Here is a 19,268-nt window from a genome sequence, read left to right on the forward strand (position 1 = left end):
GACCCGCGGGACGCGCGGCAGCAGGACTGCCCGTAAGGTCGGCAACGGCCGCCGGCGCCACGGGCCCGGTGGTGACCTGTGGGAGGAACACGTGGAAAAGGCTGAGCCCCGGGGGCGTTCGTACCCTGATGCGGAGGGTCCGGGCGACGGCGCGGACGGTCTGCGCGAGCGCGGGTTCGCCCGCTACGGAGCCGAGCGGCTGGGCATCCTCCCGGCCGGCTCCGCCGCAGGGGACCTGGCCAGGATCCGGGAGGTCTGCGCGGCCATGCCGCCCGACCCGTACGCCCCGGGAACCAACCGGTTCCGCCGGTACTCCCATGCCGTGTACCTGCCGTGGAAGGACGAACTGTCCTGGATTCCCGGAACCCCTGACCCCGTGCACGGTACGGTCACCGACTTCTCCCAGGGCCAGGACGGCCCCGATCACCCGCGGACGCGGCGCGTGCTCCCCGACATCCCCGAGGCACTGCGCGGCAACCCCCTGCTGCTGCGCCTCCTGCGCTGGGACATCGAGCAGGTCCTGTCCCTGAAGGACCTGGGGCGACGGCCGCTGTGGGCCGGTGTTCACCTGATCAGGCTCGGCGTCGACGGTCCCGGCCAGGAAGCCGTCTCCTCCCCGAACTGCTTGCACCAGGACGGGGGTTCGGCCGGCACGTTCACCTTCGCCCACCTGATCAGCCGGACCAACGTCACCGGCGGGCAGAACGTCATCGCGACACCGGGCAGCGCGGGCCTCCAGCCCGAGGACCCGTGGGCGGACCTCCACGCCGAGTTCACCCTCACCGACCCGCTGGACGGCTACGCCGTCCACGACCACAGGGTCAGCCACTACGTCGGCCCGGTCCGCGCGGGCTCCGGGCGGGGGCCGGGCGAACGGTCCATCCTCATCGTGGGCATCGCCCCGTACGTCCCCCAACTGTGACGTGGACACACCTGCACCCCGCACGTGAACCCCGGCACCGTCGCGTCGGCGAACCAGCCGTCGTTCGTGAAGTCCCACAACGGCAGGTCCGCGGCAGGCCCGCATCAGGCCCGCGGCAGGTCAGATCCGGCAGCTGATCGGTGAGCCGTCGAGCGCCGATTCCGCGGACCAGCTGAACCAGGTGCGGGCGTCCACGCCCAGCAGAGCCGCCGGGGCTGGCCCCTCCCCGTAGATCTCGCTGAGCACGTCAGGGGTTTCGAAGGCGAGGACGATGCTCGGCCGGCCGGCGGATTCGAAGCAGAAGACGGCGGTCCGGCCGTCAGGCCCCGTGTCCAGACCATCCACGGGCCGCCATCCCGACGCCGGCGCTTCCCGGCCGTAGTACGCCAGTACTTCCTGCCGGGTCCCGCCGTACGCGTAGAGCCGCCCCGCGGAGAGCCAGGCGTCCGCCGTGTCTTCGACGCAGGAGGCCCCGGCCCATGGACCGTCGACGGACACGGCCCCCTGCGGACGCAGCGCCAGTGCGGGAAGCTCGTCGAGTTCGGCCACGGCCTGCTCGGTTCCCTCGCAGGTGGGGAACGGGGGAAGGAGCGAACATCCGCTCACGCTGCTCCCCACGAGGAGGACAGCCAACAGCACCCGCACGGCAAGCATGTTCATGGCGAGATTATGACCCTTGTCCGAAAGTCGCACCGCCGCCCCCTGGAACTCGCGGGTGCGCGCGCCCGGGCCGTACTTCGAGACGACGCGCAGGCGTGCCCTGGTCGGCCGGCGGACCGCAAGGCGGCGGCTGGTGAAACCGCGTCAGGTGGTCACGCGCGCACTCCAGCGGTCGAGCGCCGCGTACGCCGGGATCCACCGGGTGGTGCAGGCGGCGTACTCGGGAACGGACAGCCGGGCGAGGAGCCTGTCCGCCGTGAGTTCGTCGGCGCCGTCCAGCAGCCACGGCAGCAGCAGCGGCGCGTCCTCGTCGACGTGCTGGGCGTGGACCCGGCTGAAATGCTCCCACTGCCGGGCGGTCAGCTCCCGCTGGATCAGCGGGAGCGCCGCCTCCTCCTCGTGCTTGAGGTGTCCGGCCAGACCGCGGGTCAGCGCGTCGGAAAGCTGGCCCAACCGCAACGGGTCCGGATCGCGGTCGGTCACCGCGTCGTCGATGGCCCGGATCACCGGGTTGATGGCGGCGTGCTCGGCCTCCATCACCTCCAGCAGCGCCAGGTCCTCCGGCCGGCCGGTCAGGCTCTCGCGCAGCGACGGCCACAGGGCGTCGTCTTCGGCCCTGTGGTGGGCGCGGAGCGCCTTCTTGAACAGCGTCCACCCGGCAGCGGTGGCAAGCACCTGCCCCGGGTCGAGGTCCGCGGCGGTGGTGACGCGGTCAAGATGGGCCAGTTCCCGGCGCAGCGCATCATGCATCGCGTACATCACCGTCAGGTCGAGGGCGACGCTCATGGGGAGTTCAAGGAGGTGCCGACGATGCGGGGATACGTCATCCCGTCCGGGCGTACGGACGGGGGGTCTTGCGCGCGTGACTGCATAACTCAAACGATCTTGCGGGTCGCGCGCATGATCAAGGCCGAATCGTGCGCGGAACGATAACCACCGGGTTATCGATGAAGGGCCGGGGCCGGTGGCGACGACCGCGGCACGGGTAGGGGAAGGCATCCCCAGGCGGGTCATCGGCGTAGTGCACGCAGTATTCGTCCTCGGCGAAGAGGCCGAAGAACCTCACGGGGGCGGCGCGCCGCCTTCCGGCGAAAGCCGCCGTGTGATCCGGTCGAACAGCTCCGTCAGCGGCTCGCCTACGTCCCGGCCGAACTCGGTCAGCCCGTAGGTGACCTGCGGCGGCGTCGTCGGTTCGACCTCCCGCCACACCAGCCCGTCCTGAACCAGTGCGCGCAAGGTCTGGGCGAGCATCTTCTCGCTGATTCCGTGGATGCTCTCGCGCAGCTCGTAGAACCGGAGGTCGCTGCTCCGCAGGGAGATCAGCACCCAGATGCCCCACCTGCTGGTCACGTGGTCGACCACATCGCGCGCGGGGCAGTCGGTGTGAAACACGTCATACCGCTTCTCCGCCGCGGCCTGTCTGGTCTGCGCGCCTTCTTCCATGTCATGAACTTACCTCAAGGTATGTCCTTACGAAAAGTAAGCCCCTGCTCCTAGCGTGAAGGCCACACAGGACATCCGAGAAGGAGCTGCTTATGATCGTGGTGACCGGGGCCACCGGGAACATCGGCCGGCCGTTGACGCAGGCACTGACCGAGGCGGGCCAGGAGGTGACGGCCGTGTCACGGCACGTGGCGGCGGTGCCGAACGGCGCCCGCCACGTGGTGGCCGACCTGGCAGAGCCGTCCGGCTTCAAGCCGGCGCTGGCCGGGGCGAACGCGCTGTTCCTTCTGCTGTCCGGCGACTTGCACGCCACTGGAGCCAACCCTGCCGACATCATCGGCGAAGCTGCGGCCAGCGGGGTCCGCCGGGTCGTCCTGCTCTCCACGCTGGGCGTGGTGACCAGGCCCTCAGGCCGAACACGGATCGCGATGCGCGCGCTGGAGGACGTGCTGCGGGACTCCGGCCTGGAGTGGACCGTCCTGCGGCCGGGCGGCTTCGCCTCCAACGCCCTGTGGTGGGCGGATTCCGTCCGTACGCGACGGGTCGTCGCCGCGCCCTTCGGCGACGTCGGGGTGCCGGTCATCGACCCGGCGGACATCGCCGCGGTCGCGGCGGCCTGTCTGGTGGATGACCGGCACACCGGCGGCGTTTACGAGCTGACCGGCCCGGAGGTGATCACTCCGCGCCGGCAGGCGGAGGCCATCGCCGCCGCGCTGGGCTCCCCGGTGAGGTTCCACGAGCTCACCCGGGACGAGGCCAAGACCGCCATGACCCAGAGCATGCCGGCGGAGCTCGCCGACGACACCCTGGACATACTCGGTTCCCCGACCTCGGCCGAGCAGCGCGTCAGCCCGGACGTCCAGCGGGTCCTCGGCCGAGCCCCGCGCCCCTTCGGCGACTGGGCCGCCCGGAACGTCGCCGCGTTCCGCTGAGACCGGTCAGCGCCCCCGACGAGGAGCGACACGTGGGCGCAGCGGTCCGGCTCCCTGCGACCGGAGCACCAGAATGCCGCCCATGGAGCGCATCGAGTTCTTCACGTACGGGGCGGACCGCAGGCTCGGCATCCGGGTGGACGGGGCGGACCTGCGACAGATTCTGGTCGAGGCGATCCGGCCCGTGTGGGAGGAAGAGGAGTTCTTCCGGTCCAAGTCCTCGCAGGAGCGCGAGGAGTTCTTGAGCCACCAGTACGGCGGCCTGCCGGCGTACGACATCGGCGGGGGCGATGAGGTGGTGCGCCACTTCCTGGATGACGGATCCGACGAACTCAGGGACGCCGTGACCGGGGCGCCGGTCGTCCTCGGCTGCGTGTGCGGGGTGTGGGAGTGCGGCCCGCTGTACGCCCGCATCGCCGTGCGCGCGGACACCGTGACGTGGTCCGGTTTCCGGATGCCGTACAGGCCAGAGGGGGACGTGCTGCCGCTCGGCCCGTACGTCTTCGACCGCGACGCCTACGAGGAGGCCCTCGGTCGCCCCGGCGACGAGGAAAGGGATCCGCTCGACCTCATGCCGTAGCGAACCAGGCCACACACCCGACTTCGCCCAACGCCCGCCGTCACCCACACTCCGCTGACGGGTTCACAGGCGTCCAGGCTGACGGGCCTTGGGCGCCAACAGCCCGGACCTGGAAGCATCGCTTGGGCCCCGTGGGTCCGGGGATGGTGTACACCCAACCTGTGCTGTTCGGTGGCAGGGCCTTGGTGTAGTGGGTGTAGGTCTCGGTGACCTCGTAGCCCGTTTCGTTGGTGGCTTCGTCCTGCCATGTCACGGCAACGTGCCGAGAATCCAGGGGCCGACCGGCCACCACGCCTGAGGGTGCTGTGGGCCGGTCGGTTTCAGGTGTTCTGTGCGTCACGGTGAAGAAGGCCTTGGCGGTATCGACTTTGACGTACTCATTGCTCACCGCCAACAAGGACCAGCTGCCCGTCTTACCCGCGAACACGAGGCGCCTCACGTCCTCGTCGGCTCCGTCGAGGTCCATGTTGTCGCAGTCGCTGCCTTCGAAGAGCCTCAGCGTCGGCCGGACCCAAATCGCCTCGGAGCCCTGGCGCCCCACGGAGACGCGCAGTTCACCCCTGGCCTCCCCGCCGGCGCACGCCGATACCGTGACCAGCTCTCTCGGGTGACCGGTGTCGAGGAATGCCGTTCGGTTGAAACGGTAGACGGCTTTCCCGCTGCCGCTGATCTCCGGGGAAGACACCTCCAGGGTCCCGGCGAGAACGATGATGCGGGGATCTGCCGCCACTGCCGTCCCCGTCGTGCCCGCAAAGGCGATCGGGGTCAGCAGGACTGCAATGGCGGCGGCGCGTCCAAGCTTCATCTCAGGACCTCACGGATCTCGCGGCCCGACCCGACCCGGTGGGATTGTGTCGCGGACGGGTCACCCCAGTACCGCCAGACTCCCACTGCCGAAAATCCGGCGCATCTCGGGCGGCCGGGCTTAGTTGAATGGTGCACGGCCGCCTGCCGCCGGCCTCAGTACGGGGAGCGGCAGCGTCATGGGTTCCAACCCCCGGAACCGCCGTCAGGCGGGCTGCCACAGTTCGACGCGATTGCCCTCGGGGTCGGTGACCCAGCCGAACCGGCCGACGCCCTCCATGTCTTCGGTCTCGCCTGCCACGTCCGCTCCCTTGGCGCGCAATTGCGCGAGCATCGCATCCAGGTCACGGACACGGAAGTTGAGCATGGTCCGCTGGGCGCGGGACCCGAAGTAGTCGGTGTCGGACTCGAACGTCGCGAACACCGTCATCCCGGCTTCCTGACGCCACAGGCCGTTCTCGTCGGCGTCCAGGCCCAGACATTCGCGATACCACGCGCCCAGGGCCGCCGGGTCCGCCGCCCGCATGAAGTACCCACCGATTCCCAGCACACGTTCCATGCCGCCATCGTGCCAGCACCGCGGCCGGGCGGGGGAGACGTGCGACGTGGTGCGCGCTCGGTGTCGTCGTCGAGCCTGCCGGGGGTCGTCAGCCGGTGGCGTGCAGGGTGCGGCGGGCGGTGGCGCGGAGGTGGTCGAGGACGTCGGGGTCGGCGTCGAGGGCGTAGTCGGCGGTGAGGCAGGCCAGTGTCCGGGCGATGCGGGTGAGGGAGTCGTCCGAGGCGTCGACGACACAGGTGGCTTCGTCGACGGGGCGGATGCGGGCGGTCAGGTAACGGGTGTGGGTGCGGACGTGGTCCGCGGACGCCCGGACGGTGGCGACGGCGCGGTGACGGGTGGGGGCTTCGGAGAGCTTCTCGGCGACGTAGGCGGCAGGGTCGTCACCGGGCAGGGCGCGGGCGGGGACGCGATGGCCGGTGACCGTGACGCCGGTGATGCGGTCCAGTCGGAAGACGCGCCAGTCGTCCCTGCCGGTGTCGTGGGCCAGGAGGTACCACAGGTCGCCGGAGGCGACGAGGTGCTGCGGTTCGACCCGGCGTGGAGCGGTCGTGCCGGTGCGGGTGGTGTAGTCGAAGGTGACGATCTCGTGATCACGGCAGGTGACGGCGAGGGTGGACAGGAGGGCGGGGTCGGCGCGCGGGCCGCGGGTCTCCCAGACGATTCCGCTCATCGACTGCTGGAGCGCGGTGACCCGCGTGCGCAGGCGGCGGGGCAAGACCTGTTCGAGTTTGGCGAGGGCGCGCAGGGCGGTCTCCTCGATGCCCCTCAGGCCGCCGGCCGCGGTGCGCAGGGCGACGGCGATGGCCACGGCTTCGTCGTCGTCGAGGAGGAGTGGCGGCAGGTCGGTGCCGGCGGCGAGCCGGTAGCCGCCGGCGTGGCCGCGGGTGCTGTCGACGGGGTAGCCCAGGTCGCGCAGGCGGTCGATGTCGCGGCGCACGGTGCGGACGGTCACCTGAAGGCGGTCGGCGAGGTCGTCGCCGGACCACTCGCGGCGGGTCTGTAGCAGGGACAGCAGTCGCAGCGTCCGAGCCGTCATGTCGCTGGTCATGGCCCCACTATGACCGGGTCAGAGGACAGTCTGTGTCCTTGAAGGGTCTGAATGTGGTGCCATCCGACCGCAGCAGGTCGGTCGCAGTTCGCGGCACTGGTGACGGGGAACGCGGTTTCGGAGCCTTCGCGATCCGCGGGTCGGCCTCCGCTGTCCCGGGGTACGCGAAGACGCCCGGCGGGGGTGTCCCGGCCGGGCGTCTCGCGGTGTGTTCTCGGGTCCGCTGGTGGCTTAGTACCAGTGGTGGGTCTGCCAGAAGTTCCAGGCGCCGACGGGGCTGCCGTAGCGGGAGTTCATGTAGTCCAGGCCCCACTTGATCTGGGTGGCGGGGTTGGTCTTCCAGTCGGAACCGGCGGAGGACATCTTCGAGGCCGGCAGGGCCTGGACCAGGCCGTAGGCGCCCGAGGAGGAGTTCGTGGCGGTGTGGTTCCAGCCGCTCTCGCGGGAAACGATGTTGTTGAACGCCGCGAACTGCGCCGGGTCCTTGATCATCTGCTGGGCGATCGCTTTGGCGCTCGTCGGGGCCGCCTGGGCGGGAACCGTGGCGAGCATCGAGCCGGCGACGCCGAGGGCGACGACGGTGCCCGCGAGGGTCTTCTTCGAGGCGGCGATGCGGCGGATGACAGCGTTCGGCACAGGGGAACCTTCCACAGGGGACAAGGGCGGTCGCGGCATGCCTGAGGCATGCGTGATCCCTTCACGCGGTGGAGAGGGGTTCGTCAGCGGCAGGTGAGTGAAGCACCCGGGCCGCCCGGCGACACATCCAGTTCTACCGATGCCCCACCCGCCTGGCAACGAGCCCGCTTACTACCCGCCCTCGCAGCCGGGGACCCCCGGCCCGTCAGGGGGGTACGGTCCGGAGCCCCGGTGACGGGGCACCGTACCGGTCTGCGAGGCCTACTACCCCAGGTCGTATGTGACGTGGGTCCTATGGGGCGGCTCACCCCGGAGCCGCCCGAATCTCACCGAACGTCACTGGATATACCGCTTTGAAGGTTCGACACCGTGGTGGCATCAGGCGTCTGGCGACGGCGTTCTCCTTCTTTCGGCGACGGACTCAGCCGCCTTCGCCGTGCATGGCCTCGCCGAGCGCCCGCAGCAAGAGCTGGAACTCCGCGTCGTCGACGACGTGGAGGACCTGCCGGAGATTGACGGCGCAGTCGCCCGCCAAGGAGACCGCGACCTCCAGCACGGCGGCCTCGCTGCTGGTGGCTCGGTTCGACCACCCCGGGGTACGCATCAGCCGGGCGAGCGCGTCCCAGTCGATCCCGCCGGTACGGGCGATCAGCTGCCGTCCCGCAGCGTCCTCGAGTTCCCCGTCCTCGGCGAAGCGCCGGAGCCATAGCCCGCCCTGATGGGAACCCAGGAGCCGGGTGGCCGCCCGCATGTGCTCATCGCTGACGCCTTGGAGCAGCTGCGCCGCGAGCTCCGCGCCCGTCGTCTTGTCCGCCGACACCGGATTCTCCTCTTCCTGGAGGGACGAGGCCGAAGCCGGCCCCGGGCCACTGTGTCCGGCACGCCCGTTCCGCTGCGTCACACACGCCCGCCGTTCGCCCGGACGGCCTTCCACCGGGAAGAGCAGGACTCCTGCTGGAGCACGGTCACCTCGAGCCGGTGATCCAGGCGGCGGCGCGCGGGGAATGGTTCTGCGCGAAAGGGTGCAGCCGAGGGGCTGTGTCGGGCCGAGGAAGCCAAGGCCGACCTCGAGCCTCTGCCCAGCGGGGGTCGGCCCGGATGCCCCGTGAGCGTTCAGTGGTGGTCGGGGGTGAGCAGCGCGGCGGCCGCAGTGACGAAGGTGGCGGATGCGGCCTTCGCAGCCTGGCGCAGGGCGTGCAGCTCGGGGGTGGTGCTGGCGGTGCGCAGGGCGTACGTGGCTTCGGCGGCGCTCTGGGCGGGCGTGGTGAGTTCGGGAACGAGTACTTGGAGCCGGACCAGGGGCGCGGTGATCGCCGTGCGGGTGTCGTGAGAAGTCGTCTGCGCGGCCAGTCGCGCGTCGGGGTCGGCGGCGCCGTCGGGAGTGTCGGTCATGGCCAGGCGTTCCCGGTGGAACATCGCTGACCGGTGGGCGTCCAGGGCGGCGGCGAGATCCGTCACCGCGGCGAGCTTCTCCTGGCGGCGGGCATCGGCACGGTCCTCGGCGCGGGCGGTACGGGCGGCGCGGTGCTGGAGGAGGCCGGCGGCCAGGACGCCCGCCAGGGTGCCTACTACGGCGACTATGGAAGACCACATGGGTCGAATGTCCTCTCGGTCGGCGATGGATCATCGGGTGGCCAGGTGCGCGGGCGGGGCGGCCTCGTGACGTGACCGTCCTCCGCACGCGGTCAAGTCCCGCGTGTCGTACGGGGGTCAGGCTACGAAACGCTGGACTCCCCGACGGCCTCGACGGGGAGTCCAGGAGCCCAGGAGCCCAAGAGCGCAGGTGAAGCACCTGGTGTTCGATCCGAAGCCACCCTTGCCGAACCTATCGACATTCGATAGATTCCCATCGTAAGTCGATTGAAGGATGGGTCATGGGAAAGCTGGCAGTGCGTGCGTTGCGTGCCGTGCTCGCGGTGGTGTTGGTCGGCACGGTGTTCGTCCAGGCATCGATGGTGTGGGTGTTGGTCAGCGGGGGCGACCCCGAGGACGGATCGCTCCCGCTGACCCCCCTGCGCGTGATCACGATCCTGGGCATGGGGTCGGCCCAGGTCGCCCTGGTCTGTGTATGGCGGCTGGTGACGATGGTGCGACGCGGAACGGTTTTCTCCCACGCCGCCTTCCGGTACGTGGACTTCGTGATCGGCGCGATCGTGTCGGCCGCCCTCATGTGGTTCGTGGTCACGGCCCTCAACGCGCCGGGCCAGCGGGAAGATCCGGGTGTCACCGTCATCATGGGCGGCGTCGGCCTGGCCATCCTGGGGGTCGCGCTCATCGTGTTCGTGCTGAGGATGCTGCTCGCCCAGGCTGTCGCGCGCGACGTCGAAGCCGCGCAGATGCAGGCCGAGCTGGACGAGGTCATTTGATGCCGATCGCCGTCGACATCGACGTGATGCTGGCCAGGCGGAAGATGTCCGTGGGCGAGCTCGCGGACCGCGTGGGGATCACACCCGCCAACCTGGCCGTACTCAAGAACGGCCGCGCCAAGGCGGTGCGCTTCGCGACGCTCGCCGCGCTCTGCGAGGTGCTCGACTGCCAGCCGGGCGACCTGCTGCGCTGGGAGGCCGAGGACGCCGCGAAGGCCGAGGGCGCCGCGGGCGCCCAGGCCGGCTGACGTGGGCCGGGACGGAAGGGCCCCGGGGCCTGCCTGCGGCATGGCGAGCGCACGTGATCCGGAGGCTTCTCGGCTACGTAATCGCTGGTCAGAGCCGTAATCCTCGAACCGGTAGTCAGTGCGGTATGCCGACGGGCATACTCGAAGACATGGCAGATACCAGCGTGAAGATCGACGACACCACCCGGGACCGCCTCAAAGCCCTGGCCGACGACGAGGGCATGTCCATGAAGGACTACCTCGCCAAGGTGGCCGCGGAGAAGGAGCACGAGAAGCTGCTCGGCACCGCCACGGCCGCGTTCCGGCGGGCCATCGCCGCGCCCGGCATCCTGGACCGCTTCGACGCCGACTTCGGTCCGCTGCCGCCGGCCGCCGCCCACGCGACCCCGCAGGCGGCCTGAACCGGTGGAACTGCTCGTCGACTACCGATGGCTCCTGGACCGCCAGGAGGACATCCTCCGCTCCGACCTGACCGTCAACGACCTCTCCGCCCTGGTCGGCATGGCCGCCCGGCACCGGGTCAACACCCCCCGCCTCGACCAGGCGGACCCGGACGCCTTCTGGCGTGCGGCCGTCTTCCTGGAGGAGTGCGTTCTCCTGCGCCCGCTGCCGGCCCGGAACGAGGCGTACGGCTACGGCATCGCCCTCGCCTATCTGGAGGCTTCGGGGAAGCGGGTCGATGCCGAGTACGAGCAGTGGCGCGACCTCATCAACGACATCCGTGCCCTGCGCCTCGACTCGTACGGCATCGCGGACCGATTGCGATCCTTCCAGCTCGCCTGAGGTCGCACTGCCCCGAAGCCCCAAGCCCAAGCCCGAAGCCCGCCGCCCGCGCCTCGGTCACCGACAGGTGCCGATCGAACGGATCGCCGGGGTCGGCTCGGCGCCCGCGTTCAGTCGATGACGGCGCCGCCGGTGACATTGAACTCCGTGGCGGTCATGGTCGGCGCGCGGTCGGAGGCGAGGAAGGCCGCGGCGTAGGCGACGTCTTCGAGACGGGGCCGGCGGTGGAGCAGGGTCGCGGTCGCCTCGGGGTCTTCCTCGGGCGGGTTCGACGGGTCGGGGGAGCCGGGGGAGAGCAGCCAGGCCGACCGGATGCCGTGCGGGCCGAGCTCGCCGGCGAGCTGGCGGCACAGACCGGAGAGCGCGGACCAGGCGATGTGCGAGCCGCCGAGGCCGGGGATGGCCTCTCGGCCGCCACCCATGGCCAGGATCACCCCGGTGTGGCGGGGGATCATGTGGCGGGCGACGGCGGTGGCCAGGGTCAAATGGGTGGTGACCGCCTTGATGACGGGACGCAGTACGTCCTCGTCGGCCATGTCGACCAGCGGGGTGCCGTGCAGGTCGTCGTTGGAAGTGGCGTTGAAGGCGATGTCGATCCCCCCGGAGTGCCGGGCGACGGCATCGGCATGTTGCTCGACCGCGGCGCGGTCGGTCGCGTCGAGCGTGGCGAACTCGACGCGTCCCCCGGATTCGGCGATGGCGCCGGCCAGTTCCTCCAGGGGTGCGAGGGTGCGCCCGGCCAAGTGGACCGCGGCGCCTTCGCCGGCAAAGACGCGGGCGACCGCGGAACCGATCGCTCCGGCCCCGCCGTAGACGATGGCGGTCTTGTTCTCCAGCAGCATGACGTTCCCTACTCCATCGACGTTCTACACCTGGACCTCGCCGCCACCCCGTGCTCTCACCGGCACGAGGAGCTCCTGACAGCTGCGGGGACGGGGAAGCGCAGGGCCAATGGTCGGCGGCGGACAGCGGGCGGGCGTGTCGGCACGGCCGTGGCTGCGGGCGGGTCACCCGCCCGCCACACCGCGACGACGGGTCCGCCCCGCGCGAACCGATCTCGAAGCGCGGTACCGGGGAACGCGGGCGGCCCCGGAACGGATCCTGCCCTTGCTCCCGCCAGTCGACGCATTCTCAGGCGGCCGCCGGTTCCGCCCCGGGATACGGGCTGAGCATGGTGTCGAAGTAGCCGTCCGGGGCTTCCTCCAGGAAGGTCGACAGGTTCTCCAGGAAGGCGCGCAGAGGGGGCGTCGCGTTGTGCCGGTCCAGGTCTTCCTGTGAGCGCCAGACCTCGTACAGGAAGAACCGGCCGTCCTCGTGCTCGTGCAGGTGGTACTGCAAGTTGCCGGGCTCTTGCCGGGTGGGTTCCACGAAGGAGGAGAGGATGCGGCGGACCTCGTCGGCGCGCTCCGGCCGGGGGCGAAGGAAACCGTAGAGGGGAATGGGGTGTTCCGTGTTCGTCATGACCCTCACGCTAAGATCTCACATCAATGTGAGGTTCAAGGGATTGTGAGGGGCGCCACATGAAGATCGGTGAGCTCGCCGCAGCAACGGACACGTCCGTGCGGCTCCTGCGCTACTACGAGGAGCAGGGCCTCCTGACGTCCTACCGTCTCGACAGCGGCCACCGCCGCTACGACGACGCTGCCCCCGCCGCGGTCCGCCGCATCCGCGCACTGCTCGACGCCGGCCTTCCGACCCGGGTCATCCGCGATCTCCTGCCGTGCGTTCACCAGGACGGTACGGTCGCCGACTGTCAGCTGGAGACCCTCCAGAAACACCTCCAGGGTCTGGACGACCGGATCGCAGCGCTGGCGGAAACCCGCACCTCACTGGCCGGGCTCATCTCTGCCACCCAGACCCACGCACCGGCGCGCGCCTGACCCGCCACCCCCAGCACCGCGGGTCCGCGGCCATCGCGGCCCCCGTCGTGCGCAGCCGGAAAGTCGCCCAGGGCGGCTCCCAGCGGCCACGGGCACGGCCCTGTACCCGGCCGGTACAACCTTCGGCCATCCGTCCTGGTCACATCCGGGACAGAGCTGACTCGCCAGGGGAGTGTGCGTGAACATCACAGGTGGCAGACCGGATGGCGGAGCGGTCGCGGCGGTCGCGACGCTGCTGGTGGCAGCGCTGCTGAGTGCGGGATGCACCGCCGCGGGCCCTGCCGGTAGCGCGACGCCGAAGGGGCGCGGGGCCACGCCTTCCGCCTCGGCCGACGGCTCGTCGTCGACGCAGCCGCCCCTCACCTCCCGGCGGCTCGACGCCGCCGAACTGCTCACGGCGGCCCTGCCGGAGGGCGAGACCGCTCCCGCCGGGTCGAGCGAGAAGAAGGTGTACGAGCGCCAGCCGAAGGCAGCCGCCAAGACGGTCGGCGATCCCGCTTGTGTGCCGGTCGTCGACCGGTACGGGGAAGGGCCGTGGCCCACGACGGTGATCCAGACGTTCGCCAGCCGGGAGAACCTCGAGTGGAACGGCACCACCGTGCTCACCGCTCACTCCGAACCGGCCTCGGCCGCAGCGGAGTTCAGCCGACTCCGTCAGGCATTGCCGGACTGCCGGGACTACCGGACGCCCGGCGCCGCCGGCGGGACACGTACCGTTCTTGCCCCGGTCGGCGCGCCCGCGCACGGCGACGAGGCGGTCGCCTTCACTCTGACGTCCTGGACCGATGTCAGTGACATCAACCCCGACGTGAAGGAGGTCCGCACCATCCACAAGGTGACGGTGGTGCGGATCGGCTCGGTGATCGCCGAATTCGAGCTGGCCCCGTCCCCCTCCGCGGAAACCATGGAGTTCCCGGCCGAGCTCATGGCCCGTCAGGTACAGCGGCTACGCGAACTGCGCTGACCGCCGTACAGCAGTTCTGCGCGACGCCGCGACCGCTCCGCGGGCGGCCGGTGCTGAGGGCCCGTACCAGCCTCGGCCCGTTGACGGCCCGCGCGGTCAAGATCCGCTTGGTCGCGGTTCTGTATCAGCGGCCGGGGGGCCGGGAACAGTTGTGCGGGGTGGCGGGAACCTTACTACTGGCTGGTAGGCGGCTTCGTCCGGCGTGGTGTGTCCGGCGGTCGGGCGCGTCGTGGTCGGCTGTGTGTAACAGGAAAGTATGAAGCCGCGGTCGGGCGGAACGGTTCACCATCCGGACGGGTCTTGGTGATCAGAAGGCTCGTTCGTACCGACCCGAGCGGCCGGTCCTGCCAACCGATTCCGAGGAAGCCACGATGCGCGTTCACCAGCTCACCTTCGCAGCCCTGGCCGTTGCCGCCGGTCTCTCGCTGACGGCGTGCCAGAACGGCGACGCCGGTGCGGCTCAAGGAGGTGCGTCGTCCGCGTCCACCGCGTCGCCGTCCGCGTCCGCCCCGTCCGCGTCGGGCGGTTCGAGCCCGGGGGGTCCGGCTCAGGCGGGCGGCAAGGACTCTGCCGGGACGGGTTCCAACGGGAAGGGTACGGCCGCCGGGACCGGCTCCGCCGGGAACGGCAAGGACGGCAAGAACGGCAAGGACGCCAAGTGCCGTACTGACGACCTGGAGATCACGGCGATCGACGCCACCGTCGGCGGCGACACCGACGGTACGGTCGCGGTCCAGCTGAAGAACCGCGGCGGCCGGGACTGCACGCTCTCCGAGTACGCGGGCGTAGACCTGAAGACCAGCTCGGGGTCGCTGTCCGCACAGCGCACGGGCGAGCATCCCGGCCCGGCCGTGCTCAAGAGCGGGGCGACGATCTCCTTCGGAGTCACCTACCCGCTCAACACGTCGGGCGGCTCGGGCGTCCGCATCACGGGGCTGGTCGTGACCCCGCCGGACGAGACGAAGTCCGTCACCCTCGCCTGGCCGGGCGCCGCGACGCTGCCCGTCACGGAGGGCCCCGGCACCCCGGTCAAGGTCGGCCCGATCGGAAGCGCCGGCCAGGGCGGCTGACCGGCCCATGCCGTACGCGTCAACCGCCACCCGAAGCCCCGCCCGTCGAACTCGGCGCGCATGAGTGCCATCGCCGCATGGCTCTGCTCCCGCGTCAGCAGTTCACCCAGGTGTTCCCGGACTTCGGGGTCGGTGTTCATGGCTGCCCACGGTTCGAGGTCGGACTCCCGCCACCGGCGGAGCAGGAGACGATCGGTACTCAGTTCTGGCATGACGTACAGCCAACGCAGTCGACGTCATGGTGTCGAGCGGATATGTCGAAAGAGGCGCCCCGGCCGGGTCTCCTTCCCGCGCTCGGAGCTCCGCCGGTCCCCGTCCAACGCGCCTGCTACGCCTTCCGGGAGGACGTCCAGCCCTGGCGGCGGAGGTTTTCGAAGCCGTCCAGGAGGAGGTCCAGGGCGAATTCGAACTCGTACTGGTCGTCGCAGCCGCCACCGACCGTGGAACCCCCGTCGTGCGCGGCCGTCGCGGCGAGTTCCGCGATGTGCGGGTAGCGCGCCGCCAGCCCGGGGTCGGGCGGGCCGGAGGGGGCCGAGGTGGCGAACAGTTCCTGGCTGAAGCCGAGCAGGCGGCTGCCCATGGCGTGCATGACGTGGTGCGTGAGGTCGGCGGAGAGGCCGCCTTCGCGGAAGCTCCCGGCCATCGAGTCCAGGTACGCCAGCACGGCCGGGGTGGGCCCGGTCCGCGACTCGATGACCCGGGCCGCCCAGGGGTGGCGCAGCAGGACCCGTCGGGCCGAGAGGATCCGCCCGCGGACCACGTGCCGCCAGTCGGGGCCCGCGGCCGGCGGGTCGATCTCCTCGATGACGGCGTCGGCCATGCCGTCGAGCAGCTCCTCCTTGTTGGCCACGTGCTTGTAGAGCGCCATCGGTACGACGTCCAGCTCCTGCGCGAGCCTTCGCATGCTGAGCGCGTCGATGCCGGTGGCGTCGGCGAGCGCGACGGCGGCGCGCAGGACCCGGTCCCTGTTCAGGGGGATCCGTGGCGTGTGCGTGGTTTCCTGCCGGGTCATTCCGGTCCGGCCCCTTCTTCTCGGCAGCGCCCTTTCCTTGACGAGTGTACGCCGTACACCTAGGATCGCCGCCAGGTGTACGGCGTACACCGCCTTCGAGTGAGAGGTACCGAGAAGATGAGTCCGGACCGGAGAACCGCGGTGGCCGCCGGGTCGCTGTTCCTGCTGACCGAGGCCGCCGCGATAGCCGGGACGGTTCTGTACCGCCCCCTGCTGGGCGCGGCGGACGGCCGGCTCGTGCAGGGCGCCGACACGTGGGCGCTGCTCGGGGTGTTGTGCGAGGTGGTGCTGGTGGTGGCGGTGGCCGGCACCGGGGCGGCGCTGTTCCCCGTCCTGCGTCGCCACGGCGAGGGGCTCGCGCTCGGGTACGCCTTCGGGCGGCTGCTGGAGGCGGCCGTCATCGCCCTCGGGATCGTCGCCGTCCTGGCGCTCGTCACCCTGCGGCGGGAGGCGGGAGCGCCGGACGGCGCCGACGTCGCGCTGGCGGCCGTGCGCGACTGGACGTTCCTGCTCGGGCCCAACATCGCCCTCGGACTGAACACCGTCCTGCTCGCGTACCTGGCGTACCGCGCACGGCTCGTCCCGCGCTTCATCGCCGTGCTCGGGCTCGTCGGCGGGCCGCTGATCTGCGCCTCGGCCGTCGCCGTGATGTTCGGGGCCTACGCGCAGCTCTCCGTGGCGGGGGCGGCCGCCGCGCTCCCGGTGTTCGCCTGGGAGCTGGGGCTGGCCGGCTGGCTGATCGTCAGGGGGTTCGGTCCCGGCCCGGACGCCCCGTCCCGGCAAACCTTTCCGGCCACGGCACTAGAAAATTCCAACGCGCATGTGGTGCGTGAGGTTCTCTAGGATCTCGCGCAGCCACGGGCTGCGAGCGGCCGGCAACCGGACCAGCGTGTGCCGGAAGGTCTCCGGGTCGGCCCGGAACAGGCGATGGGGGCGCGGTGCGGGCGGGTCGTCGCGGAGCACGCCGTCGGGCAGGGTTCCCGAGGCGGGGAGGCGCAGGTCTCGTACGGGGAAGGCCAACGACATCCACACGCCGAACGGCAGCGGTACGGGATATGCCGATGAGTCCGGGCCGGCCGGGCTCCAGGGTCGCCCCGTCTGCGGGTGGATCGGTACGAGGATGATGTCGGCGGGCGCCTCGGGCTCGGACAGCCCCGGTCCGGCCAGGACGGCCCGCCGTGCGCGCCGGCCCGCGGGCAGCAGGGCGTCGAGGGCGCGTTGGAAGACCTGCGCGGTCAGACCCAGCGGGACGGTCACTGGCCGACCGTCCGAGGCGGCCAGCAGATGGGCCAGGGCCTGGCCGGCGGCTGCCTCCCACTGCGGGTTCCATGACCACCAGTGGTCCAGCCCGAGCAGCGAGCCCCACGTGGTGATCGGCGCGACCGGGGGCGTGGCCCTTCCCTCCGCCAGCACTTCCGCCCAAGAGAGCATCGCGGGACCGGCGTTGTCGACGGGGACGGGACGCACGGCGTCCGGCGCGAGCCATACCGCCTGCCAGAGGGAGCAGTCGTCGATCCGGCTCGCCACGGCCAGACCGCACGCCTCGCAGGCCATGTTGGGGCGGTCACCCCAGTCGAGGCCGCAGCAGTAGCCGCCGCCTTCCTCCGGCACGAGCACGGTGCCGCGCGCATCCCCCGGAGCGATGACGACGCTGCCGGGCCACCCGTCGGACACGGCATAGACCGGAGCGCAAATGCCTCGGGCCGCCGCCTCGTCCGGACCGATCTCGTCCCACCGCCGCCACGGCGGCCCCCAAGGCTCCGGTTCCACGGCGAACGTGCCCGACTCCATGAGCACCGGGAGTTGGATCCCGTTCCCGTACTTCTGATGTGCATGGGCCGGCAGTGCGACCTGGGACAGCGGGACGGTCAGCCTGGCGCCGCACCCAGCACACACGAAAACGAACAAATGCCCTCCGCTAGCGATAAGGAGGGCATCGTCGCAGCTCCGCGGCGAACCGGCCAAGGCGTTTTTCTTCCGCGCGCGGGGTGAATTCGAGGGCCACGCCGCGGCGATGTCCGCTGTCAGTCGGTCAGGGCCCGGCGGAAGCGTCGGTCGAGGTCTTCGGCCACCGCTTCCGGAACGGGGTCCGGGTACTGGCTGATCACGCCGCCGGTGCGCACGAGGGTGATCGTCTTGCCGGGCTCCTGAAGCGGTCCCGGCCCCAGCGGGACCGGGGCCCCTCCCGCGTCCTTGTCCCCGGCCGGCGGATCGAGCCGGCGGTAGCTGAACGTGTCGTCCCCCACCTGGTACGGCGACCGCGCCGGCTTGAGACCGTGGCGGGTGTAGAGGTCCGCGTACCAGGCGTTGTAATGCGCACAGTCCGCGATCGCCGCCCTGATTCTCTTCATCACCCGCACCGCGTCGTCCTCGGAGAAGCTGTAGGACTTGACCACCTGCTCGTGACCGCTTGGCCCTCGGGGGACCAGAACCACCTGGGCCGAGGCCTCAGGCACACGCCCAGCCGAAGCGATGGCCACCGACACCTTGCCGCAGGGGCGGTCGGCCGACGGACGGTCGGTGTACTCCTCTTCGACAGCCGCTACTTGGTAACCGGCGATGTCCTTCCCACGCGGCAGCGCCTCCCTCATCTCGGCCATGCTCAACGCTCCTGATGAGAACGAGTCGAACACGAGACCGCCGCCGACGGCGACGGCAAAAACCGAGAGCACCGTGAAGAACCGGAGATGACGGCGCATGTGCTTTTCCTCCCCCGCGGCGAAGCGCGATGACCGGCGAAGTGGCACAGCCGGCGCGCGCCCCCTCTGACCAGCCTAGGACCACGACGCCGCAAGCCCGACCGGCGCCCCCCGTCACCTCGCTCCCGTGTCGCCTTCCGCGTCGGACATCGGCTCCGGCGCGGAGCGGTCGCGCCTGACCTCCCGCAGGTACGCGAGGGCCTGCCTCCGGGGCACCTGGCCCAGGAGACGGTCCTCGTGGTGCCCGCGGCGCGCCTCGTTGCGCGCGTTCACCAGCGCCTCGGCCCGCAGCACCAACAGCCCGGCGAACGCCAGGCCCGCGATCACCCACCAGGGGGCGCGGGCCAGTACGCCCACGGCAGCCGTCAACAGGCCGCCGAGGGAGGTCAGAAGGCGGGATGGGGAGGTCATGGAGGACTCCTCGTGCGACAGGGAGCGGACGGTGGCCCACGGACGCGCGGGATTCGGCTGATCCGCCAACAAATGCTTCGAACCTGGCGGTTGGCCGTACACGCGTCGTTCCGATGGCCAAGATGAGTGCTTCGGGGTGGGCCCGGCGGCCCGGTGCCGACCGCGCAGGACGGGGCCGGCGACTCCGACGAGTACGGTTCTACGCCCGCCGCACCCCCTCCCACCAGGGACGACCGGCAGCCGTGAACGAG

At 70.9% G+C, this 19,268-nt stretch carries 26 protein-coding genes and 1 pseudogene; 11 read left to right on the forward strand and 16 right to left on the reverse strand.

Annotated elements, in window-relative coordinates; all coding sequences use genetic code 11:
• Positions 1-91: 91 nt before the first annotated feature.
• On the forward strand, positions 92-922 hold the full coding sequence (locus tag AC07B0_RS03525) for a 2OG-Fe dioxygenase family protein (protein WP_478896494.1): 831 nt from the start codon (positions 92-94) through the stop codon (positions 920-922).
• A gap of 120 nt (positions 923-1,042) precedes the next feature.
• Here the strand turns inward: AC07B0_RS03525 and AC07B0_RS03530 are convergent, their stop codons facing one another.
• From AC07B0_RS03530 to AC07B0_RS03540, 3 genes are all read right to left on the reverse strand, one after another.
• A complete protein-coding gene (locus AC07B0_RS03530; protein WP_478896496.1) occupies positions 1,043-1,582 on the reverse strand; it encodes a hypothetical protein in 540 nt (179 codons plus the stop codon).
• Between the two features lie 144 nt (positions 1,583-1,726).
• On the reverse strand, positions 1,727-2,368 hold the full coding sequence (locus AC07B0_RS03535) for a hemerythrin domain-containing protein (protein ID WP_478896498.1): 642 nt from the start codon (positions 2,366-2,368) through the stop codon (positions 1,727-1,729).
• A 276-nt stretch (positions 2,369-2,644) separates the two neighbouring features.
• Positions 2,645-3,025, reverse strand: a complete 381-nt coding sequence (locus tag AC07B0_RS03540) for a winged helix-turn-helix transcriptional regulator (protein WP_469384438.1) — start codon at positions 3,023-3,025, stop codon at positions 2,645-2,647.
• A 92-nt stretch (positions 3,026-3,117) separates the two neighbouring features.
• Between AC07B0_RS03540 and AC07B0_RS03545 the strand changes: the two genes are divergently transcribed.
• Entirely contained in the window at positions 3,118-3,957 is an 840-nt protein-coding gene (locus AC07B0_RS03545) for an SDR family oxidoreductase (protein ID WP_478896500.1), read from the forward strand.
• 82 nt (positions 3,958-4,039) lie between these two features.
• Positions 4,040-4,537 carry a hypothetical protein gene (locus AC07B0_RS03550; protein WP_469384437.1) on the forward strand — a complete coding sequence of 166 codons (498 nt, stop codon included), beginning with the start codon at positions 4,040-4,042 and terminating at the stop codon, positions 4,535-4,537.
• A gap of 40 nt (positions 4,538-4,577) precedes the next feature.
• On the opposite strand, the gene AC07B0_RS03555 is transcribed toward AC07B0_RS03550, so the two are convergent.
• The 6 genes from AC07B0_RS03555 to AC07B0_RS03580 all read right to left on the reverse strand — a co-directional run bounded on the left by AC07B0_RS03555 (position 4,578) and on the right by AC07B0_RS03580 (position 9,177).
• Positions 4,578-5,342, reverse strand: a complete 765-nt coding sequence (locus AC07B0_RS03555; protein ID WP_469384436.1) for a hypothetical protein — start codon at positions 5,340-5,342, stop codon at positions 4,578-4,580.
• A 204-nt stretch (positions 5,343-5,546) separates the two neighbouring features.
• Positions 5,547-5,900, reverse strand: a complete 354-nt coding sequence (locus AC07B0_RS03560; protein WP_356880623.1) for a VOC family protein — start codon at positions 5,898-5,900, stop codon at positions 5,547-5,549.
• Positions 5,901-5,988: 88 nt separating this feature from the next.
• On the reverse strand, positions 5,989-6,948 hold the full coding sequence (locus AC07B0_RS03565) for a helix-turn-helix transcriptional regulator (RefSeq protein WP_469384435.1): 960 nt from the start codon (positions 6,946-6,948) through the stop codon (positions 5,989-5,991).
• Positions 6,949-7,179: 231 nt separating this feature from the next.
• Positions 7,180-7,584, reverse strand: a complete 405-nt coding sequence (locus AC07B0_RS03570; protein ID WP_478896504.1) for an aggregation-promoting factor C-terminal-like domain-containing protein — start codon at positions 7,582-7,584, stop codon at positions 7,180-7,182.
• A gap of 421 nt (positions 7,585-8,005) precedes the next feature.
• Positions 8,006-8,404 (reverse strand): hypothetical protein, encoded by a 399-nt coding sequence (locus tag AC07B0_RS03575; RefSeq protein WP_478896506.1) that lies wholly within the window; start codon positions 8,402-8,404, stop codon positions 8,006-8,008.
• Between the two features lie 293 nt (positions 8,405-8,697).
• Positions 8,698-9,177 (reverse strand): protein kilB, encoded by a 480-nt coding sequence (locus AC07B0_RS03580; protein WP_469382524.1) that lies wholly within the window; start codon positions 9,175-9,177, stop codon positions 8,698-8,700.
• Positions 9,178-9,458: 281 nt separating this feature from the next.
• Between AC07B0_RS03580 and AC07B0_RS03585 the strand changes: the two genes are divergently transcribed.
• From AC07B0_RS03585 to AC07B0_RS03600, 4 genes are all read left to right on the forward strand, one after another.
• Positions 9,459-9,950, forward strand: coding sequence for a DUF2975 domain-containing protein (locus tag AC07B0_RS03585; protein ID WP_467298638.1), 492 nt, complete (start codon positions 9,459-9,461; stop codon positions 9,948-9,950).
• Positions 9,950-10,198, forward strand: coding sequence for a helix-turn-helix domain-containing protein (locus AC07B0_RS03590; protein ID WP_356880814.1), 249 nt, complete (start codon positions 9,950-9,952; stop codon positions 10,196-10,198). Before AC07B0_RS03585 ends, AC07B0_RS03590 begins: the two co-directional genes overlap by 1 nt.
• A 149-nt stretch (positions 10,199-10,347) precedes the next feature.
• The gene (locus AC07B0_RS03595) at positions 10,348-10,599 is read left to right on the forward strand and encodes an antitoxin MazE7 (protein ID WP_356880812.1); all 252 of its coding nucleotides are present in this window, start codon (positions 10,348-10,350) and stop codon (positions 10,597-10,599) included.
• 4 nt (positions 10,600-10,603) lie between these two features.
• Positions 10,604-10,981 carry a toxin Doc gene (locus AC07B0_RS03600; RefSeq protein ID WP_469382523.1) on the forward strand — a complete coding sequence of 126 codons (378 nt, stop codon included), beginning with the start codon at positions 10,604-10,606 and terminating at the stop codon, positions 10,979-10,981.
• Positions 10,982-11,091: 110 nt separating this feature from the next.
• Here the strand turns inward: AC07B0_RS03600 and AC07B0_RS03605 are convergent, their stop codons facing one another.
• A complete protein-coding gene (locus AC07B0_RS03605) occupies positions 11,092-11,823 on the reverse strand; it encodes an SDR family NAD(P)-dependent oxidoreductase (protein WP_469382522.1) in 732 nt (243 codons plus the stop codon).
• 289 nt (positions 11,824-12,112) lie between these two features.
• A complete protein-coding gene (locus tag AC07B0_RS03610) occupies positions 12,113-12,442 on the reverse strand; it encodes a putative quinol monooxygenase (protein WP_478896509.1) in 330 nt (109 codons plus the stop codon).
• 59 nt (positions 12,443-12,501) lie between these two features.
• Here AC07B0_RS03610 and AC07B0_RS03615 point away from each other — a divergent pair, with 59 nt between their 5' ends.
• From AC07B0_RS03615 to AC07B0_RS03625, 3 genes are all read left to right on the forward strand, one after another.
• Positions 12,502-12,861: a MerR family transcriptional regulator gene (locus AC07B0_RS03615; protein WP_469382520.1), complete on the forward strand. Its 360-nt coding sequence runs from the start codon at positions 12,502-12,504 to the stop codon at positions 12,859-12,861.
• Between the two features lie 178 nt (positions 12,862-13,039).
• Entirely contained in the window at positions 13,040-13,825 is a 786-nt protein-coding gene (locus tag AC07B0_RS03620) for a hypothetical protein (RefSeq protein WP_469382519.1), read from the forward strand.
• Between the two features lie 371 nt (positions 13,826-14,196).
• Positions 14,197-14,895: a DUF4232 domain-containing protein gene (locus AC07B0_RS03625; RefSeq protein ID WP_356880800.1), complete on the forward strand. Its 699-nt coding sequence runs from the start codon at positions 14,197-14,199 to the stop codon at positions 14,893-14,895.
• A 26-nt stretch (positions 14,896-14,921) separates the two neighbouring features.
• On the opposite strand, the pseudogene AC07B0_RS03630 reads toward AC07B0_RS03625, so the two are convergent.
• Together AC07B0_RS03630 and AC07B0_RS03635 are read right to left on the reverse strand one after the other, a co-directional pair.
• Positions 14,922-15,107 (reverse strand): annotated as a pseudogene (locus AC07B0_RS03630) (GNAT family N-acetyltransferase); the annotation flags it as partial.
• Positions 15,108-15,223: 116 nt separating this feature from the next.
• A complete protein-coding gene (locus AC07B0_RS03635; protein ID WP_478896511.1) occupies positions 15,224-15,907 on the reverse strand; it encodes a TetR/AcrR family transcriptional regulator in 684 nt (227 codons plus the stop codon).
• Between the two features lie 117 nt (positions 15,908-16,024).
• On the opposite strand from AC07B0_RS03635, the gene AC07B0_RS03640 reads away from it, so the two are divergent.
• Positions 16,025-16,750, forward strand: coding sequence for a DUF4386 domain-containing protein (locus AC07B0_RS03640; protein WP_478896513.1), 726 nt, complete (start codon positions 16,025-16,027; stop codon positions 16,748-16,750).
• On the opposite strand, the gene AC07B0_RS03645 is transcribed toward AC07B0_RS03640, so the two are convergent.
• The 3 genes from AC07B0_RS03645 to AC07B0_RS03655 all read right to left on the reverse strand — a co-directional run bounded on the left by AC07B0_RS03645 (position 16,709) and on the right by AC07B0_RS03655 (position 19,017).
• Positions 16,709-17,815, reverse strand: a complete 1,107-nt coding sequence (locus AC07B0_RS03645) for a hypothetical protein (protein ID WP_478896515.1) — start codon at positions 17,813-17,815, stop codon at positions 16,709-16,711. The genes AC07B0_RS03640 and AC07B0_RS03645 overlap by 42 nt on opposite strands.
• A 116-nt stretch (positions 17,816-17,931) precedes the next feature.
• Entirely contained in the window at positions 17,932-18,606 is a 675-nt protein-coding gene (locus AC07B0_RS03650; protein WP_478896517.1) for a hypothetical protein, read from the reverse strand.
• A 114-nt stretch (positions 18,607-18,720) separates the two neighbouring features.
• Positions 18,721-19,017: a hypothetical protein gene (locus AC07B0_RS03655; RefSeq protein ID WP_478864911.1), complete on the reverse strand. Its 297-nt coding sequence runs from the start codon at positions 19,015-19,017 to the stop codon at positions 18,721-18,723.
• Positions 19,018-19,268: the final 251 nt, after the last annotated feature.

The sequence above is a fragment of the Streptomyces sp. NPDC044704 genome, assembly GCF_056433525.1.

Excerpts from the sequence above, each read along its gene's own strand:
- AC07B0_RS03580 (WP_469382524.1), bottom strand. The coding sequence starts at position 9,177 with ATGTGGTCTTCCATAGTCGCCGTAGTAGGCACCCTGGCGGGCGTCCTG.
- AC07B0_RS03590 (WP_356880814.1), top strand. The coding sequence starts at position 9,950 with ATGCCGATCGCCGTCGACATCGACGTGATGCTGGCCAGGCGGAAGATG.
- AC07B0_RS03635 (WP_478896511.1), bottom strand. The coding sequence starts at position 15,907 with ATGACCCGGCAGGAAACCACGCACACGCCACGGATCCCCCTGAACAGG.
- AC07B0_RS03595 (WP_356880812.1), top strand. The coding sequence starts at position 10,348 with ATGGCAGATACCAGCGTGAAGATCGACGACACCACCCGGGACCGCCTC.
- AC07B0_RS03535 (WP_478896498.1), bottom strand. The coding sequence starts at position 2,368 with ATGAGCGTCGCCCTCGACCTGACGGTGATGTACGCGATGCATGATGCG.
- AC07B0_RS03530 (WP_478896496.1), bottom strand. The coding sequence starts at position 1,582 with ATGAACATGCTTGCCGTGCGGGTGCTGTTGGCTGTCCTCCTCGTGGGG.
- AC07B0_RS03555 (WP_469384436.1), bottom strand. The coding sequence starts at position 5,342 with ATGAAGCTTGGACGCGCCGCCGCCATTGCAGTCCTGCTGACCCCGATC.
- AC07B0_RS03565 (WP_469384435.1), bottom strand. The coding sequence starts at position 6,948 with ATGACCAGCGACATGACGGCTCGGACGCTGCGACTGCTGTCCCTGCTA.
- AC07B0_RS03655 (WP_478864911.1), bottom strand. The coding sequence starts at position 19,017 with ATGACCTCCCCATCCCGCCTTCTGACCTCCCTCGGCGGCCTGTTGACG.
- AC07B0_RS03605 (WP_469382522.1), bottom strand. The coding sequence starts at position 11,823 with ATGCTGCTGGAGAACAAGACCGCCATCGTCTACGGCGGGGCCGGAGCG.
- AC07B0_RS03615 (WP_469382520.1), top strand. The coding sequence starts at position 12,502 with ATGAAGATCGGTGAGCTCGCCGCAGCAACGGACACGTCCGTGCGGCTC.
- AC07B0_RS03640 (WP_478896513.1), top strand. The coding sequence starts at position 16,025 with ATGAGTCCGGACCGGAGAACCGCGGTGGCCGCCGGGTCGCTGTTCCTG.
- AC07B0_RS03625 (WP_356880800.1), top strand. The coding sequence starts at position 14,197 with ATGCGCGTTCACCAGCTCACCTTCGCAGCCCTGGCCGTTGCCGCCGGT.
- AC07B0_RS03650 (WP_478896517.1), bottom strand. The coding sequence starts at position 18,606 with ATGCGCCGTCATCTCCGGTTCTTCACGGTGCTCTCGGTTTTTGCCGTC.
- AC07B0_RS03560 (WP_356880623.1), bottom strand. The coding sequence starts at position 5,900 with ATGGAACGTGTGCTGGGAATCGGTGGGTACTTCATGCGGGCGGCGGAC.
- AC07B0_RS03545 (WP_478896500.1), top strand. The coding sequence starts at position 3,118 with ATGATCGTGGTGACCGGGGCCACCGGGAACATCGGCCGGCCGTTGACG.
- AC07B0_RS03610 (WP_478896509.1), bottom strand. The coding sequence starts at position 12,442 with ATGACGAACACGGAACACCCCATTCCCCTCTACGGTTTCCTTCGCCCC.
- AC07B0_RS03540 (WP_469384438.1), bottom strand. The coding sequence starts at position 3,025 with ATGGAAGAAGGCGCGCAGACCAGACAGGCCGCGGCGGAGAAGCGGTAT.
- AC07B0_RS03550 (WP_469384437.1), top strand. The coding sequence starts at position 4,040 with ATGGAGCGCATCGAGTTCTTCACGTACGGGGCGGACCGCAGGCTCGGC.
- AC07B0_RS03585 (WP_467298638.1), top strand. The coding sequence starts at position 9,459 with ATGGGAAAGCTGGCAGTGCGTGCGTTGCGTGCCGTGCTCGCGGTGGTG.